Source organism: Guptibacillus spartinae (assembly GCF_028610625.1).
Classification (GTDB): Bacteria; Bacillota; Bacilli; order Bacillales; family Guptibacillaceae; genus Guptibacillus; species Guptibacillus spartinae.
Map to the genome: position 1 here is coordinate 53,855 of NZ_JAQQWU010000003.1, position 16,809 is coordinate 70,663.

At 43.8% G+C, this 16,809-nt stretch carries 16 protein-coding genes; 14 read left to right on the forward strand and 2 right to left on the reverse strand.

Features of this window, described 5'->3' with window-relative positions; all coding sequences use genetic code 11:
• Nucleotides 1–46: 46 nt before the first annotated feature.
• Nucleotides 47–418, forward strand: a complete 372-nt coding sequence (locus PQ511_RS06985) for a hypothetical protein (protein WP_273851193.1) — start codon at nt 47–49, stop codon at nt 416–418.
• A gap of 168 nt (nt 419–586) precedes the next feature.
• Here PQ511_RS06985 and PQ511_RS06990 read toward each other — a convergent pair whose 3' ends face one another.
• A complete protein-coding gene (locus PQ511_RS06990) occupies nt 587–1,237 on the reverse strand; it encodes a cyclase family protein (protein WP_273851194.1) in 651 nt (216 codons plus the stop codon).
• Nucleotides 1,238–1,419: 182 nt separating this feature from the next.
• Here PQ511_RS06990 and PQ511_RS06995 point away from each other — a divergent pair, with 182 nt between their 5' ends.
• The 9 genes from PQ511_RS06995 (at nt 1,420) to PQ511_RS07035 (ending at nt 11,171) form a co-directional block, all read left to right on the forward strand.
• Nucleotides 1,420–2,535 (forward strand): NAD(P)/FAD-dependent oxidoreductase, encoded by a 1,116-nt coding sequence (locus PQ511_RS06995; protein ID WP_273851195.1) that lies wholly within the window; start codon nt 1,420–1,422, stop codon nt 2,533–2,535.
• 176 nt (nt 2,536–2,711) lie between these two features.
• Nucleotides 2,712–4,322, forward strand: a complete 1,611-nt coding sequence (locus tag PQ511_RS07000) for a gamma-glutamyltransferase family protein (protein ID WP_273851196.1) — start codon at nt 2,712–2,714, stop codon at nt 4,320–4,322.
• Between the two features lie 33 nt (nt 4,323–4,355).
• On the forward strand, nt 4,356–4,943 hold the full coding sequence (locus PQ511_RS07005) for a chromate transporter (protein ID WP_273851197.1): 588 nt from the start codon (nt 4,356–4,358) through the stop codon (nt 4,941–4,943).
• Nucleotides 4,940–5,470 (forward strand): chromate transporter, encoded by a 531-nt coding sequence (locus PQ511_RS07010; protein WP_159785525.1) that lies wholly within the window; start codon nt 4,940–4,942, stop codon nt 5,468–5,470. Before PQ511_RS07005 ends, PQ511_RS07010 begins: the two co-directional genes overlap by 4 nt.
• A 234-nt stretch (nt 5,471–5,704) precedes the next feature.
• Nucleotides 5,705–6,310 carry a TetR/AcrR family transcriptional regulator gene (locus PQ511_RS07015; RefSeq protein ID WP_273851198.1) on the forward strand — a complete coding sequence of 202 codons (606 nt, stop codon included), beginning with the start codon at nt 5,705–5,707 and terminating at the stop codon, nt 6,308–6,310.
• 11 nt (nt 6,311–6,321) lie between these two features.
• Entirely contained in the window at nt 6,322–7,485 is a 1,164-nt protein-coding gene (locus PQ511_RS07020) for an FAD-dependent oxidoreductase (RefSeq protein ID WP_273851199.1), read from the forward strand.
• Between the two features lie 269 nt (nt 7,486–7,754).
• A complete protein-coding gene (locus PQ511_RS07025; RefSeq protein WP_273851200.1) occupies nt 7,755–8,414 on the forward strand; it encodes a GntR family transcriptional regulator in 660 nt (219 codons plus the stop codon).
• 16 nt (nt 8,415–8,430) lie between these two features.
• A complete protein-coding gene (gene gabT, locus PQ511_RS07030; protein WP_273851542.1) occupies nt 8,431–9,789 on the forward strand; it encodes a 4-aminobutyrate--2-oxoglutarate transaminase in 1,359 nt (452 codons plus the stop codon).
• Complete coding sequence (locus PQ511_RS07035) at nt 9,789–11,171, forward strand: APC family permease (protein WP_273851201.1); 1,383 nt, start codon at nt 9,789–9,791, stop codon at nt 11,169–11,171. Before gabT ends, PQ511_RS07035 begins: the two co-directional genes overlap by 1 nt.
• A 104-nt stretch (nt 11,172–11,275) precedes the next feature.
• On the opposite strand, the gene PQ511_RS07040 is transcribed toward PQ511_RS07035, so the two are convergent.
• Complete coding sequence (locus tag PQ511_RS07040) at nt 11,276–11,998, reverse strand: coiled-coil domain-containing protein (RefSeq protein ID WP_273851202.1); 723 nt, start codon at nt 11,996–11,998, stop codon at nt 11,276–11,278.
• Nucleotides 11,999–12,296: 298 nt separating this feature from the next.
• Between PQ511_RS07040 and PQ511_RS07045 the strand changes: the two genes are divergently transcribed.
• The 4 genes from PQ511_RS07045 (at nt 12,297) to PQ511_RS07060 (ending at nt 16,805) form a co-directional block, all read left to right on the forward strand.
• Entirely contained in the window at nt 12,297–13,517 is a 1,221-nt protein-coding gene (locus PQ511_RS07045) for a Gfo/Idh/MocA family protein (protein WP_273851203.1), read from the forward strand.
• Nucleotides 13,518–13,610: 93 nt separating this feature from the next.
• Nucleotides 13,611–14,345, forward strand: coding sequence for a GntR family transcriptional regulator (locus PQ511_RS07050; RefSeq protein ID WP_226654972.1), 735 nt, complete (start codon nt 13,611–13,613; stop codon nt 14,343–14,345).
• 263 nt (nt 14,346–14,608) lie between these two features.
• Nucleotides 14,609–15,859: an ABC transporter substrate-binding protein gene (locus PQ511_RS07055; RefSeq protein ID WP_273851204.1), complete on the forward strand. Its 1,251-nt coding sequence runs from the start codon at nt 14,609–14,611 to the stop codon at nt 15,857–15,859.
• Nucleotides 15,860–15,947: 88 nt separating this feature from the next.
• A complete protein-coding gene (locus PQ511_RS07060) occupies nt 15,948–16,805 on the forward strand; it encodes a carbohydrate ABC transporter permease (RefSeq protein WP_273851543.1) in 858 nt (285 codons plus the stop codon).
• Nucleotides 16,806–16,809: the final 4 nt, after the last annotated feature.

The following is a 16,809-nucleotide window of genomic DNA, read 5'->3' on the forward strand; positions in this document are numbered from 1 at the left end:
CCATACTAGATCAATAGTAAGGCAACTTGTCGGGAGGGTAATGCGTATGTGGAAGATGCTAACAAGTGGTTGGAGTTTAGTGATAGCAGCGATTCTGTTACTCACTTTCTCCAAAAGAGCGAGAAAAGGCGCAAAACAAGCGATCGTAAAAGGTGCAGGGGCGACCATTGATCTTTCCAATCAATTAAGAGGAAATGGATCAAAAGCAGGAAAACCAGCTAATGGAGAGGATACCGAAGTCAGATATCCTCCGTATGTTGGTTATGAAACAAGTAAGAGTTTACCTGAAAAAGCGGGTAAAACCACTCCAATTCGCAAAGTAAATCCAACTCGGTTTAATAACGCAAAGAATGTGATGAATGATGAAAGAATGCCGCATCAGATGGCTGAAATTGCTGAGGAGTTTGATTTGTTTTAAGGGTATGGAAGTGCGGTTTGCGCGGTTCGGGTGGTGCCTGTCACTGCCCGAATGGTGTAAATTTTTGTCGAATGGGAAACTAGAAAAAGAGCCTGTAATCTTTGTTTGCAGGCTCTTTTTCTAGTTTTGACATTCCTTTCAGGTTCCCTATCCTACAAAGTGAGGGGGTTATTCAACTTCCACCGCTACCGCTCTTACCGGTGATCCATCCAACCCTTCAAGCTTTAAAGGCAGCGCAATGATAAGTGGGTTTTCAAAATCAACCTGGTCAAGATTACAGAAATTCTCTCCAATGATACCGTTCTTCGAAGTAATGGCTTCATGAACTGGGAAATTGGAAGCGCCTGGTTGATCAACATTAAGCGCATCAATAAAGAAAGTGGTGACGCCTTTTTCTAGCAACGCATTTATGACGTCGACGGATAGATAAGGGTAGTTAAAATAAGTTTCAGTTCCTATCATTTTTGACCAGCCAGTATGAAAGAGAGCAATTGTCCCTGGAAGAATGCTCTCAATTTGGTCGGCTACATCACTAAATGTGATCTGTTCGCCGGGTTCTTTGCCGGTTACATCAATAACGTGCCCCGGTCCCATCACGTTGGTTAAGTTTAATTGATCAATTGCGTCGCCTTGCTTTTGAAAATGAAATGGGGCATCAAGGTGTGTGCCTGTATGTGTGCAAATATTCATTTGGGTTACCTGATAGCCATCTTTGTCATGCTCCGCTACTGGATAAATGTTCGGCTTCGGATCCCCTGGGAAAACAGGCGTTTCATTCTGAACTGGAATTGAAAGATCAATGATTTTTTTGATATTCATATGGAACTCTCCTTGTTAAACAAACGTTTGATTAAAGGTGAGAATAGCCGTAATCTTCTACAGTCTTTCCTTTTGTTCAGTTTGACATGAACTTTCTTCAATCACAAGTTAAGCTGTGATTGTGTCTCCCCTCACATTCCTGTAAAATACCTAATCAGACAAACGATGAAAAGGTGTAAGATATGAAATCTATGATTGTAATTGGCTCAGGTATTTTAGGCGCATCGACAGCTTATCATCTCGCGAAGCAGGGAGTGGATGTGATGCTCGTTGACCGGAAAGATGCGGGGCAGGCAACAGAAGCGGCAGCAGGAATAGTATGTCCTTGGTTAACGAATCGCCGTGGTGGCGCTTTTTACCGTCTTGTTGAAGCGGGGGCGCGCTATTATCCGGAATTAATTGAAGCATTAAAAAAAGATGGCGAGGTGGAGACTGGATACGCTCGCATTGGCGCGATTAACATCTACTCTGGTGAAACAAAGCTAGAGCGGAAACTTGCTCTTGCGATGGAGCGGCGTAAAGATACCCCTGAAATGGGAGAGGTTTCACGACTTTCCGCAGATGAAACACATGCGCTGTTTCCTCCGCTTTCGGATCATTATGCGGCGGTTCATGTGAGTGGTGCCGCACGTATAAACGGTGGAGCATTAAGAAATGCGCTTATTAGTGGGGCAAAAAAGCACGGGGCGAAGATAATCCATGGAAGTGCCTCACTTTTATGTGACGATGCAAAGGTGAATGGCGTCGCGGTAAACGGTGAAAGCTACATTGCGAATAACGTGATTGTTACCGGAGGTGCATGGGCGCGGGAACTGCTTCAGCCACTCGGAATGAAGTTTCTCGTTACGCCTCAAAAAGCCCAAATTGTCCACCTGGATTTGCCTGGGATGGATACAGGGAAATGGCCAATCGTGATGCCGCCTCTCATTCAATATTTCCTTCCGTTTGAAAATGGCCGAGTGGTTGTGGGGTCTACACAGGAAGATCAGGCAGGCTTTGATCAGCGCGTAACGATGGGCGGGGTTCAGCATATTATTGATCGTGCATTGAAAGTGGCGCCCGGTCTAGCTGATAGCACGTATGTGAAAACAAAAGTAGGCTTCAGGCCGTTTACGCCTGGGAATGTACCGATTGCAGGTGCAGTTCCTAATGTAAATGGACTACTTGTGGCAAATGGTCTTGGAGCTTCGGGGTTAACGAGCGGTCCGTTTCTTGGTGCTGAGCTTGCGCGGTTGGTGATTGGAGAGAGAAATGAGTTGGATCTTGGAGATTATGATCCCGGGCATGCGTTTGGATGAGTCGTCTAAAGATATGCTTTAAGTGTTAGAAAAATAAAAATACTCAAAAGAAAACCTTTTCATTCAAGAGGACTTCCTATATAATGGGAAAATCTCTGAGGGATGAAAAGGTTTCTTTTTTGTAGAATGTTAGGTTAAGAATACGGTGCTTCTAACTTGAAAGGAGTTCGATAACCATGACTACTGATTATTTACATTACCCCTATGCTTCTCAGCGTATGACAACAGTCGCGAATAAGGGGATGGTGGCAACCTCTCAGCCATTAGCAGCACAGGCAGGACTAGATCTATTAAAAAGTGGAGGGAATGCGATTGATGCGGCGATCGCCACGGCAGCGGTCCTCACTGTTGTCGAACCAACGTCTAACGGGATCGGTGGTGATGCGTTTGCTCTCGTTTGGACGAAAGGTAAATTACACGGGTTAAACGGTAGCGGACCTGCGCCGCAATCGATCTCCATTGATTCAGTCAAAGAACGTGGGTATAATGAAATTCCAAAATACGGCTGGATTCCTGTTACTGTTCCTGGGATTCCTGCCTCGTGGGCGGCATTGTCGAAGCGATTTGGGAAGCTTTCATTAAAAGAAGCGCTGGCACCTGCCATTCATTATGCGGAGGAGGGCTTTCCGGTTTCTCCGATTTTAAGTAAGTTTTGGAAAGGCGCGTACACTAAATTTGCAGAAGAGTTCAAGGCAGAGGAGTTTCAACACTGGTTTGAAACGTTTGCGCCGGACGGTCGTGCACCTGAAGTAGGCGAGGTTTGGAAATCGAAGGGGCACGCGGAGACATTAAGGCAAATCGCTGAAACCGATGCGGCATCTTTTTATAAGGGAGAAATCGCGGATCAGATTGATGCTTTTTCAAAAACGTATAATGGATTTTTGACGAAGGAAGATCTTGCGGCATTTAAACCTGAGTGGGTCGATCCGATCTCAGTTCAGTATCGTGGGTATGACGTGTGGGAGATCCCGCCAAATGGGCAGGGACTGATTGCGTTGTCTACGCTGAATATCGTAAAAGGGTTTGAGTTTGATCATAAAGAATCTGTTGATACTTATCATAAGCAAATTGAAGCGATGAAGCTTGCTTTTGCGGATGGGCAGAAGTACATTACGGATGAGCATGACATGTCGGTTGCTGTTCGAGACCTACTTTCGCCTGCATATGGTGAAAGTCGCCGTCAGTTAATTGGTGAAGAAGCGCTCTTGCCGTCGCCTGGTCAACCGCCTAAAGGTGGAACTGTTTATTTAGCCACGGCTGACGACGAAGGGAACATGGTATCATTCATTCAAAGTAACTATATGGGCTTTGGTTCAGGATTGGTGGTGCCTGGCACCGGGATTGCGCTTCAAAATCGCGGACATAATTTTTCGATGGATCCTGAGCATGATAATGCGCTAAAAGGTGGAAAACGGACGTATCATACGATCATTCCTGGATTTCTTAGTAAAGATGGTGATCCGATTGGCCCGTTTGGTGTCATGGGTGGATTTATGCAGCCGCAGGGGCATTTACAGGTAATTACGAACCTGATCGATTTTCATTTGAACCCGCAGTCGGCACTCGATGCGCCGAGATGGCAGTGGGTTGAAGGGAAAAGAGTGTGGGTGGAGTCGACGTTCCCTCCTCATCTTGCTGAGGCGCTCAGTCGAAAAGGACATGAAATTGAAGTTCAGCTTGAAAAAGGGGCATTTGGTCGCGGACAAATTATCTGGCGTGATCAGCAGTCAGGTACCTTATTTGGAGGGACAGAATCAAGAACAGACGGAACAATTGCCGCTTATTGAGAAGGGGCGTAATGTTTCGGAAGGTGGTGGATCATGCAGCAGTGGCATCTTTTCCTCGCTTTTTTTAGGGTGGGAATGCTTGGGTATGGAGGAGGACCTTCTTCTATTCCGCTAGTACATAAAGAAGTTGTCGAGAAATACAAATGGATGGATGATGATGAGTTTGCTGATATTCTCGCCTTGGGAAATTCACTTCCAGGGCCAATCGCAACAAAAATGGCTGGGTATATTGGTCATCGAGTGGCAGGCATAACGGGCATGCTGAATGCCGTACTGGCAACGATTGTGCCGACAATTGCAATTATGATCTTCTTGTTAACGTTTCTCTCTACCTTTCGAGAGAAGGCGTGGGTGCAGGGAATGACGCAGGCAGTTGTTCCTGTTGTTGGGGTGATGCTAGCCGTCTTAACGTATGACTTTTTCAGAAAAGCACAGGGGAAGTTAGGGTGGCTTTTAACAATCGCATTGACCATTGTTTCCTATTTGCTTATTGAGATGGTTGGTGTGCATCCTGGGATCGTGATTGGGTGTCTACTGCTTTATGCTCTTCTTAAGCCGACTCCGACCGGTAAAGATGGGAAGCATGAAAAAGCAGAGTCGAGAAAGGAGCCATCCACATGATTTATTGGGATATTTTTGTGGCCTTTTTCATACCTGGTATTGTCGGTTATGGCGGTGGTCCTGCTTCCATTCCACTTGTGGAGAATGAAGTGGTCGGTCGGTTCGGTTGGATGAGCGTGAATGAATTTAGCGAAATGCTCGCGATGGCAAATGCGCTCCCAGGGCCAATTGCAACGAAAATGGCAGGATATATTGGGTTTCAGCAGGGTGGTGTTCTGGGTGCGTTTGTTGGTGTGTTTGCGACAGTGGCGCCTTCGCTTGTGCTGATGATCGTGCTTTTGAGTCTTTTGAATCGGTTTAAGAACTCTCCAAAAGTGAAGAAAATGACGGCCCTTATTCGTCCGACAATTGCGATCTTGCTTGGCGTAATGGCATTTCAGTTCTTTGCGAGTTCCTATGAAGGAGCGGGACTCGTCCAAACGATCTTTTTGATTGTGGCTAGTTTTGTTTTGATGGAGAAGATGAAAGTGCATCCGGCGTTTGTGATTGTGGGGGCGCTGGCTTATGGAGCGGTGTTTTTGGGGTGAAGAGTAGTTCGCGAGTGCCTGTCACCACCCGGATTAGATCGAATGATGTCGAGTTATGCGGTAGAGCAATTTCTCTTTAGGAGAAATTGCTCTACCGCATTTTTAAGTTTAAACGGTGAAAAGAGTAATCCCATGTGAGGTTGCCGTTTTTTGCGAATAGGTTTAAAATGTGAGTGTACTCATAAATGAGCATAGTCATAAATTAATTAACAAGTAACCAGTTAGGGGGCTATGATGAGCGGACTACGTGAACAAAAGAAGCAAGCAACGAGGAAGACAATTATGGATGTTGCTAAAGAACTTTTTATTGAAAAAGGCTATGAAGCGACATCAACAGAGCTTATAGCCAGGTGGGCTGGGATCGGTTCAGGAACCTTATTTAATTATTTTCCTTCTAAAGCAGAGCTTCTTGTTGAAGTCATGCGAGCGGAATTTTCAGGTGGTATGCGAGAAAAGAAGTATATAGGTTTAGAGATTCAGGAGACAGCTGAAGCTACAGTTCGAACTTATTTAAAGAAGCGTTTGGAAGGCTTTAGTTTGCTAGAGAAGAAGCTATTTCGAGAATTGATTGTGGCGTCATTAAATGCTTATCAAAATAAACCAGAATTCCTAACCAGCTTGATGGAGCTCGATTTTATGTTTATAGAAGAGATGGAGGAACTGCTCAAGAAAATAAGAAATGTAGGAATGTTACCAGAAAACTTCGAAGTAGAAATCGCTGCAGAGCTTATTTATAGTTCAGTGATGTTTGAAACACTCCTTTATCTTTACCAGGAAGATCGAAGTATTGAAGGAGTGTTGGAACAAACCGGTCGTAAGCTTACATTTATTTTGAAGTGAGGTGAATCAAGTTGAACGTATGTATTGTTGGTGGTGGGATTGCAGGATTAACCCTTGCTTATTGTTTAAGTGAGAGCGGAAATAATGTCACGATTGTTGAGAAATCCCCTTCGATACGGACGGAAGGATACATGATTGATTTTTTCGGAGCGGGTTATGATGTCGCTGAAAAACTGGAAATAATTGAGGAGTTAAGGCGTATTCATTATCCCATTGAGTCTCTTGCTTTTTTGAAGCCAAGTGGTTCGGAGAAATACAGGATTCCCTATCAATCTCTTCGTGAGTTGTTAAATCAAAGGCACTTTAATTTTATGCGTGGCGATCTTGAAAAAGTGCTTTATGAGAAGGTTCGAGAACGGGTTATGTTTCGATTTGGGGTATCTCCCGAACAAATTCAAGAGGATGGGGAAAAGGCAAATGTGAGCCTTTCAGATGGTACGAAGCTTACATGTGATTTAGTCGTTGGTGCAGATGGGATGCGATCGAAAGTTCGGTCTCTCACGTGTAAGGATGAGAAGGAGCCAATCCGCTATATGGGTTATTATACAGCGGCTTACATTATTGAAGATCCGGCTTTTCTTGAGAAAATTGATAAGAGTTTTTATACGTGTTCTGAGCCGAATCGTCAGGTTTCTGTCTATCCGATTCGAGGTAATAAAGTGGCAACCTTTTTCTTATATCGCTATCCGAAACAGCAGGGACATGTGCAAAAGGAAGAAGCACTGGAGCAACTGAACGAAAATTTTGGTCATATGAATTGGATTGTTCAAGATTTGCTTGAAGCTGCCAAAGAGGCGAAGGACTTTTACTTTGATGAAGTGTCGCAAGTTGAACTACCTAAGTGGCGGACTGGAAAGGTTACTTTTGTGGGGAATTCCTGTCAGTGCATTTCGTTACTTGCCGGGCAGGGGGCTTCTATGGCGATGGCAGGTGCATATACCCTTGCGAAATCGCTTGAGGAATATCCAAATGATTTGGAAGCTGCGCTTACAGATTATGAACGGTCGCTTCACCAGGATATTGTGAAACTTCAGAAGTCCGCTAGAAGGTTTGCGAGCTTCTTCTTGCCATCTTCTTGGTGGGGGATTTTTGTAAGAGATGCATTGACGAGAGTATCGGTGTGGCCAGGAGTGAAGAAGTTCGTGAATTTTAGTACGGTGCGGCTGCCGAAATAGCGGGAGCGGGTGCCTGTCACCACCCGGTTCTAGTCGAATGATGTTGAATGAACAGTTCTTACCTCTTATGAGGCAGGAACTGTTTTTAGTATGTAAGGTGTATTGGTAGTATTCCCATAGCATTTATTCTACTTTTTTTAAATGTGGAACACGTATAGACCAAAAGGTTTATTTTGTCAGAAAACATTGAAATAATTGTCAGTTTAATCTAAACTATCAGATAAATCAATAAATTGTATACAATTATTGGACACAATAGGTGGTTTGAGATGACAACTAAAAAACGAAATGAAGAGTTAGCTTATGAAAAGGTGAAGCGCGCCATTATGTTACGGAGACTTTTGCCAGGACAGCGTGTGACGGAGGAGTGGGTGAGTGAGGAAATCAACATGAGCCGTACTCCTATTCGAGCAGCTTTTAAGAGAATGGGGAATGAAGGGCTTTTAGAAGTTTTACCTCATCGAGGAACTTTTGTGTATAACCCCTCGGATAAAGAGATTGCTGATGTATTTCAATTACGCGTTGTGTTGGAGAGTTATGCCGCTCAACTAGTAGTCCCGACTGTTTCTGAAGAGAATGTTCGGTACATGGAAGAGTTGCTAGCAGAAGAGAAGCGGGCATATGAGACAAAGGATTTTGAAGAGTTTATGAGGGTGAACGCCCTTATCCATACATTTCCTGCAAAGCTTTCAGAAAATAAATTCTTGCTTCAACAAGTGGAAACGCTTAACCAATGGTCAGATTGTTATCTGATTTTGAAAGATGAATTTTATACGGTGCCAATTAAAGAGGTGAAGTCGATTCCAGAGCATCAATGCATGCTGAGTGCTTTCGGGGAGGGAGATGTTGAAGGAATGGCGGACGCGATTGAAGCTCATCTTCTTTCCACATTGAGTGATTTATCTGGAAAGCGATCAGTTTTTAATTAATTTAAAGGAGTGATAGATCATGACAAAAAAGGCTTCGATTCAAACAACTTTACCGGGACCTGTGGCTAGTCAATTGTTAGAACGACGAGAGAATATTGTACCTAACGCTGTAAGCTGCGGCATTCCAACTTTTGCTAAAGAAGCTTCTGGCGCAAGAGTAACAGATGTTGATGGGAATACGTTCATTGATTTTGCGGGTGCGATCGGCACGATTAATGTTGGACATTGCCATCCTCGAGTGAAGGAAGCTTTGCATGATCAAGTCGATAAATACATTCATACCGGGTTTAATGTGATGATGTATGAGCCTTATATCGAATTAGCTGAAAAGCTTGCAGCGTTAGCTCCAGGTGACCATCAGAAGAAAGTTCTCCTTCAGAATAGCGGAGCTGAAGCAGTAGAAAATGCGGTGAAAATTGCCAGGAAATTTACCGGGCGTCAGGCGATCGTTACCTTCCAGAATGCGTTTCACGGTCGAACATTGATGACGATGTCGATGACAAGTAAAGTGAAGCCTTATAAGTTTGGATTTGGTCCGTTTGCACCTGAAGTGTACAAGGCTCCTTTTCCGTATGCTTACCGGAAGCCTGAGCAAATGAGTGAAAGTGCATATTCGGATTTCATGATTCAGCAGTTTAACGATTTTTTGTTAAAAGAAGTAGCGCCGGAAACGATTGCAGCTGTGGTGATGGAGCCTGTCCAAGGTGAAGGTGGTTTTATCGTACCTGAAAAGTCATTTGTTCAAGCGGTTAAATCAATTTGCGAACAGCATGGCATTCTATTCGTCGCAGATGAGATTCAAACGGGTTTTGCACGTACAGGGAAATATTTTGCATCCGAGCACTTTGGCATTGTGCCTGACCTTGTCACCGTATCAAAATCGTTAGGAGCAGGGACGCCGATTAGTGGTGTGATAGGTAGGAGAGAAGTGATGGATGCAGCGGATCAAGGAGAGCTTGGTGGAACGTATAGTGGAAGTCCGCTTGGATGTCGTGCAGCGCTTGCTGTTCTCGATGTCATTGAAGAAGAAGATCTCAATCAGCGTGCGCTTCAAATCGGTGAGAAAGTAAGAGAACGATTTACTTATCTCTCGAAGGAGTTTCCTTTTATCGGAGACGTTCGCGGGTTAGGTGCCATGAATGCGATTGAGATTGTTGGGGAAGAAAAAGCACCAGACAAGGAGTTAACGAAAAAGATTCTAGCAGAAGCTCAGCAGAAAGGACTCCTTTTACTTGGTGCTGGTGTCTATGGAAACGTAATCCGATTCTTAATGCCTCTGGTGATTACAGATGATGAATTAGAAGAAGGGTTATTTATCATTGAAGAAGCTATGCGAAAGGTTTCAGCTCACGCCTTGCATAAAGGAGTGTTGTAATGGAGGGGGAAAAGAAGAAGCTCAAGAAAGTATTGTCGAAATTCGACCTGCTCTTTTTAGCCCTTGGTGCGATGCTTGGCTGGGGGTGGGTGGTCTTATCCGGAACGTGGTTAACTTCTGCTGGATCATATGGAGCCGTTCTTGCTTTTGCGATTGGTGGGTTTCTTGTTATTTGTGTAGGGCTAAACTATGCTGAACTCGCCTCCGCGATGCCGCGAGTTGGCGGGGAGCATGAGTACGTCCATCGTGCCCTCGGTGAAAATGCGTCATTTGTGGCGTCCTGGGCTATTACACTGGGGTATGTTTCCGTTGCAACATTTGAAGCAGTCGCTTTGCCTACTGTGATTGATTATTTATTACCAGACTATCAAGCGGGCTACCTTTGGACAATTGCCGGTTGGGATGTCCACCTAAATTGGGTATTGATTGGCTCAGCTGGTGCCGTCATTATTACGCTCATTAATTATATCGGACTTAAACAAGCAGCCGTCCTGCAGACGGTGTTCACTCTTGTGATTGTGGCAGCTGGATTGTTATTAATTTTTGGAGCGGGAATGAACGGAGAGCCTGCTCATTTAACCCCACATTTCATTGGCGGAATGGGTGGCATCATGACGGTGCTCGTGATGGTTCCGTTTTTATTTGTAGGTTTTGACGTGATTCCTCAGGTTGCTGAAGAGGCTAACCTTCCTCATGCTCAAATCGGAAAATTTCTTGTTGTGTCAGTTATCGGAGCCATCATCTTTTACATAGCGATTGCGATTGGTGTGTCACTCGGAATGAGTCAGGAACAATTGGGTTCAACGGAGCTGGCGACGGCTGATGCAATGGGGAATTTATTTGGGTCAGCACTTTTTGCGAAACTATTGATTCTTGGAGGAGTGGCAGGGATTATTACAAGCTGGAATTCGTTCGTAATCGGCGGCAGTCGTGTTCTCTATGCCATGGCGGAATCTGGTATGCTACCAGCGTGGTTCGGACGTCTACACCCTAAATTCCACACACCGTCGAATGCGATCCTATTTATAGGAATTCTATCGATGTTAGCCCCACTCCTCGGAAGATCGGCTCTTGTTTGGATTGTCGATGCAGGTGGACTAGGAATTGTCGTCGCATACTTTCTCGTAGCCTGGTCATTTATTAAACTTAGAAAAACTGAGCCAGAGATGAAGCGACCGTTTCGAGCCGCTAAATCGCCTGTTTATGGTTACCTTGCACTGATTATGAGTTTTGGATTTATTGCCCTCTACTTGCCAGGAATGCCTGCCGCATTGATCTGGCCATATGAGTGGATTATGGTTGCTGCTTGGGGCATTATTGGATTGTTTTTCTTTATGAGAATGAGAAAGGGCGTCTATAAAGATAGTGGCGTTGGGATGTAGTGCGCAGTTCGCAGGTTCGCAGGTTCTCAGGTGCCTGTCACCACCCGAATGGAGTCATACTATGTCGAAAACTCCCTGGCCGATTGGCCAGGGAGTTTATTCTATTATTCTACTGGGATTAATTTTACCGGTCCTAGCGTTTCAATCATATCCCCATCGGAAGTGAAGAAAACAAAATCGCCGGTTCCTACAATGCTGTCGCCAAGAATTGTATTGACTGTTGGTAATCCGCTTGAGTTATAAACGAAGAAGTTCGTACCTTCGCCGATGTTTGTAACCTGATATCGTCCTTCAGGAATGTCGTTACCAACGATATATTGTCCTGCCGTGAGTTTGATTGGTTCTTCCTTTTTCTTTACGATCGTATCTTCAAGCTGATCAATTTCCTTTTTTTTCGCTTTGATCGTGTCATCTAGTTTGCTAACTTCGTCTTTTTTCGCTTTCACGTCATCTTCCAGTTTACTCATTTCTTTCGTTGTGCTTTCACGTTCTTTTTTTAGCTTATCAATGTCAGCAGAAATGCTGTCTTTCTTATCAATCAATTTTTTGACTTCCTCCGCTTTTGCTTCAGCGTCCTTCAACTTTTGAGCTTCCGTTTCAAGCTGTTCTTGAACCGTGCTGATCTCTTCTTGAATGGATAGCAGTTTTTCTCCCTCTTCTTTTGCTTCCTCCTCAGCGGAAGTGATCTCTGTTTTGATTTTCTTCAAGTCTTCCGTGTAGTTTTCTTCAAGGTCAGCATTCCCAATTAACACGCCGATTAAGACGCTGACTAGGATCGTGGCGATTGCCCCACCGATGGAAAGGGTAAGAATTAAGCCTTTTTTCATCACACATTCCTCCGAACCTGTCTTAGTAAGCTACCATCCTATGTATATTGTGAAGGTAGGCCATTTATCACAGGAAATCGGGCGGTGACAGGCACCACCCGATGTTTGTTCTTATTTGTCGAATAGCTCTACCATTTGAAAATCCTTCTTGCATTTGTGAATGCGCTTTCACTATAATGGGTTAAAAGGTAGTGATGTTTATTTAAACATACTTACAAAGTAAGTCGATTTTGAATGTGAAGGGATTCTGTCAGCGGTGTTTTAATTCATGAAATCATTCAAGGAGGTTTTTTTACTAATGAGTAAAGCGGCTAAGGAGCTACGAAGTCGGTATATTTCTCGTAACAAGAAGTTTGATTATTTACCAGATTCGGATCGGTATCTTTCTAAGCAAGTTCCACCTTCTTACAAATTTGCGATTATAGGTAGTGGGAACATTGGACAGGAGCATATGCGTGTAACCATGATGGAAGGGCGAGCGACCGTGCATGGTATTTATGACCCTAATCCGAAAAGCATTGACCAGGCAAAGTCGCTGTTTTCCAACTTGGCAGGGGAATCGGCTCCGCTCACTGTCTATCAAACGTTGCAAGAAGCCTGTCATGATCCAGAAGTTGATGCGCTCATCATTTGTACGCCGAACTATACGCATATTGACATCGTGCAAGAAGCGATACCTTCAGGAAAACATATTTTACTAGAAAAGCCGATGGCTACAACACTTGAAGACGCTTATACGATTGCAGAGCTTGCGAAAGATTACGAGGCAGTGTTTCAAATCGGTCTTCAATATCGCTATAAAGCCATTTATGCTGAAGCCATTCATGAGGCACTTGAGCGGAAATCGATTGGTGATGTAAAAATGATTAACATGATGGAGCATCGTATGCCGTTTCTTGATAAAGTGGCGCAGTGGAATAAGTTTTCGAAGTATTCCGGTGGAACGCTCGTGGAAAAGTGCTGCCATTATTTCGATCTTATGAATCTATTTGCGCAGTCCAAGCCGGTTGAGGTGTATGCGAACGGTGGCATGGACGTGAATTTTAAGGAGTTTAAATATCAAAGTGAGCAATCGGATATTGTAGACAATGCGATGGTGACAGTGCGCTATGAAAATGGGGTTCGAGCGAGTTTTCAGCTTTGCATGTTCGCGCCGATGTTCTATGAGGAGCTTGTCGTATGTGGGGATGAGGGGCGTCTTAAAGTATCCGAAAACGAAGATTTTCTTGGCGCACCACGTCCACGCAATCAATTTGAAATCATCCTTGGGGAAGGGAAGCCTTCACGCATTGCGACACCGTGCTATCCATCGTATATCGAGGAAAGTGGGCATGGAGGAGCGACGTATTATGAACATGTTTATTTTATCGATAACCTTGAGAAAAAGCCGACCACAACAGCAAAGGTTACCGAGGGTCTCTGGTCTGTCATTGTTGGCGTTGCGGCAGAGCAGTCAATGAAGTCTGGCAGTCCGGTTCTGATTGATCAGATGCTGAAGGAAAAAGGACTTCTTGTCTAAATGCGGACTTCCCTTTTAAAGGAAGCTTCTTTTTCGCTATAATAAGGATAGGAAACGAGCCACACAGTTGGTGGCTCAAGAGGAGAGGCTTATATGTCATCAGATAAACTGAACCATAATAAAGGGGAAGCGCTTTACCTTCAAATAAAAGACGTTCTGATTAAACGAATTCAAACGGGTGCCTGGAAACCGAATACGCTCATTCCTACTGAACAGGATTTGATTAAAGAGTTTGATGTAAGTCGTACGACAATCAGGCAGGCAATCTCTATTCTTGTGCAGAACGGGTTGTTAGAGAAAAAGCAAGGTCGTGGAACAGTTGTTAAACCACAGAATTTGATCGGAAATCTTGGCAAGCTAAAAGGTTTTGCAGAAGAAGTACTTGAGCGTGGGCAAACGCCGCATTCGAAGGTGTTGCGAGCGGAATTTCGTGATGACCTTTACCACGAGAACGATATGCTGAAGGTAACGGAAGGCGAACCGATTCTTCTTGTAGAGCGGATTCGCTTTGCGGATGAGGTGCCAATTGCCCTTGAGCGCACATGCTGGCCAAAGGAAATTGGTGAAATTTTAATTAAGTATGATCTTAATCAGGCGATGTATTATGAAGTGCTCGAACAGCATCAATTTTATCTTAAAAAGGCGAATGAGCGGATTACGGCGATTAACGCGACGATTAATGAAGCGGATGCGCTGGGTATTCGACCAGGGGAAGCTCTTCTTGAGATGACGCGCCTTAGTCTTGGCATTAATGATCATCCAATTGAGTATACGAAAACGAAGTATCGTAGTGATCAGTATCATTATAATATTGAACTTGAGCGGTAGGCAGGATGGTTTGCACCTGCCTTCTTTTAAGGCTTTACGCCTAGAAGAAATTGCGTAAAGCAAATAGTTTGAAAATTTTTATTTTTAATATTGAAAGCGCTTTAATAATGTGTATAATAAGAAATAAGTTCAATGAATTGTCACTAAATCAAATCAGTACCTCAAAGAGGTGCTTTTTTAAAGGAGGTAAAGGTCATTACGTTTTAACTATACGATATGACGTTACTATTTTAAATTGAATTCATTACAAGGGGGCAAAAAGAGTGAAAAAGCAAATGCTGTTGTTGATGATGGTGGTTTTGTTGATGGGTTCTGTCCTTGCAGGTTGTGGGAATACGGATGAGACGGGTGGAGCAGAGTCAGGGGATGCGAAGACGATTAATTTCCTTCATTGGCGTGGAGAGGATACGGAAGCATTTAATGCCATTATTGAGAAATTTGAAGAAGAGAATCCAGACATTAACGTTGAAATGAATGCGCTTCCGTCAGATTCATACATTGCGAATGCTTCGGCAACGCTTCTTTCTGGAAAAGGTGCTGACGTATTTGCTAGTTTTCCAGGAAGTCAGTTTGAGGCTCTACAGGAGTCTGGTGCATACGTAGAGCTAGGGGATCAGGCATTTATTGATCGTTTCTCAGAAAATATGCTTGGCGCTGGTCAAAAAGATGGCAAGCAGTTAGCAGTACCGTATCAGCTTGTCTATAACATTCCAGTGTATAACAAAGGCGTTTTTGATGAGCTTGGTATTGAGCCTCCAAAAGATTGGGATGGCTTCCTTGAAGTGAGTCAAACCTTGAAAGATAACGGATACGATCCAATTCTATTTGCAGGAGATGTGAGTCCTAGTCAGTTTATTAACCCAATGGTCATGAACAATCAGCCTTCTGATGAAGCTTTTGCGAAATTGGAAACTGGTGATGAGAAGTTAACGAATGACTGGTTTGTTAAAACGTTAAGTCAGATTAAAGAGCTAAATGACAAAGGTTATTTCCAGAAAGATCCGCTTGGAACGAAAAAAGAAGGAGCGGCTGCGCTATTTGCTCAGGAAAAAGGCGCCATGCTTGCGCTTGGATCGTACATGATGGCAACGGTTGCGGAGCAAAATCCTGATATTGAGCAAGGATTGCTTTCTCCGATCACAGTTTCTGAGGATGAAATGAAGTACGAAGGCATCCATACCTCAACATTTATGCTTGGCGTTAATTCGAAGTCTGAGCATCAAAAAGAAGCTTTGAAGTTCATTGAATTTTTAACTAAGCCTGAGATTGCGTCCGAGTATGCGAATGCAACAGGACAATTATTAACGGTGAAAGACGTCGAATATGATTCTCCAGAACTTACTGAAACAGCGGCATGGCTTGATAAGAAAACATTGTTCCAGCCACGTTATACCCTTTCAAAGGAACAAGTAAGTAAAGCGATTGAGACAGCGATTCAGGACGTTCTATCGGGAGTAGAACCTGAAGAAGCTGCGAAAAAAGCGCAAGAAGAGGTAGACCGTGCAATCAAATAACAATGTGGAGCGAGTAGGGGGAGCGAGAGTCGCTTCTCCCTACGTTGCTTCAACGGCGAAAAAGCGGAAAAAGAAGTGGAACTGGGCACTGTTTTTCTTCGTACTCCCGGGCTTTATCATTTACAGCGTGTTTTTTGCAGGCCCTACGGTTGCCGCGCTTTTTCTAAGCTTTACGGATTGGAATGGAATTGCGCCAACGTTTAATTATGTTGGTTTCTCGAACTATACGAATATGCTGACCGACGATCCGATTTTCGTGCAATCGCTCGGCAATAACTTGAAATTCACGCTTGGCGTATTAATTTTCCAAACAGTCCTAAGTTTGTTCTTTGCGATGTTATTAGTGAAAAATACGAAAGCGAATATCTTTTACCGGGCGGTTTACTTTTTTCCAACGATTGTCGCTTCGGTGTCAGTCGCCTTCGTTTGGACATTTATGTACGACCCGAATATTGGTGTAATTAACAATATTCTTTCAGCAGTTGGTTTAGAAAGCCTCGCAAAATCATGGCTTGGCGATCGGAATATCGCGATTTATAGTCTCGCTTTCGTTCAGTTTTGGGCGCATACCGGGCAAATGCTGATCATTTTTGTTGCTGGTCTTCATGCAATTCCGAAAGAGCTGTACGAAGCAGCTGAAATTGAAGGGGCAAGCAAATGGCAGACGTTTAAAAGCATTACGTGGCCGCTTCTGGCACCGTCAGCTACAATTGTTGTCGCGTATACAACAATTCAAAGTTTTAAAGCGTTCGATTTAGTTATCGCGATGACCGGCGGTGGTCCGTCATATGCAACGGAAATTCTTTCGACGTTCTTATATCATGAAGCATTTATTAACTTTCGATTTGGCTATGCTTCAGCCGCAGCGGTAATCTTTATGATCATTATCGCGATTGTTACGGTACTGCAGTTTAGATTGCTGAAATCAAACGATGTAAAATTTTAAGAAA